Annotated in this window: 2 protein-coding genes; both read left to right on the top strand. The window is 71.4% G+C overall.

What is annotated here, in order from left to right:
* The first annotated feature begins 270 nt into the window (after positions 1-270).
* Entirely contained in the window at positions 271-945 is a 675-nt protein-coding gene (locus Q0066_RS04300) for an AzlC family ABC transporter permease (RefSeq protein ID WP_298130380.1), read from the top strand.
* The gene (locus Q0066_RS04295) at positions 945-1256 is read left to right on the top strand and encodes an AzlD domain-containing protein (RefSeq protein ID WP_298130378.1); all 312 of its coding nucleotides are present in this window, start codon (positions 945-947) and stop codon (positions 1254-1256) included. The genes Q0066_RS04300 and Q0066_RS04295 overlap by 1 nt, the downstream gene beginning before the upstream one ends.
* Positions 1257-1272 lie beyond the last annotated feature (16 nt).

The raw sequence follows: 1272 nt of genomic DNA, 5'->3' as shown, positions 1-1272 counted from the left end.
CCGCTGATCCGCTGATCCGCTGATCCGCGACCGATTTTCGCCAGGCTGAGCGCGTCCAGGCGGGGCGACCACAGAATCGGTCGCTATTCGACGAGCGGCGGACGTGCGGGCAACCCCGGCCCCGCCCGTCATGCCGGCCCACCCGTCATCCCGGCGAACGCCGGGATCTCCGTCCGGCCAAGGCACACCGGAGATCCCGGGATCGAGTCCGGGATGACGAAACTCACGCTTGTGCCGGTCGAACCGCCCACCGGGGTTAGGCTGCCCGGCGTGCCCCGTCCGACTCTCACTCCCGCCGTCCGCTCCGGGCTGTCGATCGCGGCCGCGGTCGGCATCTACGGGGTGTCGTTCGGCGCTCTCGGGGTAGCTGCTGGCCTGTCCGTGCCGCAGACCTGTGCGCTCAGCCTGCTGATGTTCACCGGCGGCTCACAGTTCGCCTTCGTCGGCGTGATCGGCGGCGGCGGGACGGGGTTGAGCGCATTGACCGCCGCCACCCTGCTCGGGCTGCGCAACGGCGTCTACGGCATGCAGTTGGAGGCGCTGCTGCGCCCGCGCCGTCCGATGGCACCGGTGTACGCGCAGTTCACCATCGACGAATCGATGGCCAACGCCACCGCCCAGCAGGACCCGGACGAGCAGCGCCGCGGCTTCTGGACGGCCGGCCTCGGCGTCTTCCTGACCTGGAACCTGTTCACCCTGATCGGGGCGCTGGCCGGCAACGCGATGGGCGATCCGGCGATGTGGGGGCTGGACGGCGCTGCCTGCGCCGCCTTCCTGGGCCTGCTCTGGCCACGGCTGCACGGACGCGACCCGATCGCGATCGCGGTGGTGTGCGCCTTCGTCACCGTGGTGTTCACACCACTGACCCCGCCCGGCCTGCCGATCATCATCGCGGCCGTGGTCGCCGCCGGCGTCTGGGCCGTCCAGCAACGGAGAGCCGCCTGATGGAGCTGTGGATCTGGGTACTGCTCTCCTGCGCCGCCGCCTATGCGCTGAAGGTGTCGGGCTACCTGCTGCCCAAGTCGGTGCTCGACCGGCCGTTCGTGCCGTCCCTGGCGGCGGCGCTGACCGTCGGCCTGCTCGCGTCCCTGGTGGTCAGCAACACCGTCGCGAAGGGCCAGGCGCTGGTGCTCGACTCGCGCCTGCTCGGACTGGCCGCCGCAGCCCTGGCGCTGAAGCTGAACTGGCCCTACATCGTGGTGGTCATCGTCGGGGCTGTCGCCACCGCCGCCGGCCGCTGGGCCGGCCTCCCCTGACCCGGCGGCCAATGCT

This window comes from Micropruina sp. (assembly GCF_027492755.1).
Taxonomy (GTDB): Bacteria; Actinomycetota; Actinomycetes; order Propionibacteriales; family Propionibacteriaceae; genus Micropruina.
Note: the sequence above shows the minus strand (reverse complement) of the source record. Positions and strands in the feature narration are given on the sequence as shown.

What these genes read in the sequence shown, in the direction of transcription:
- Q0066_RS04295 (WP_298130378.1), top strand. Translation starts at nt 945, where the DNA reads ATGGAGCTGTGGATCTGGGTACTGCTCTCCTGCGCCGCCGCCTATGCG.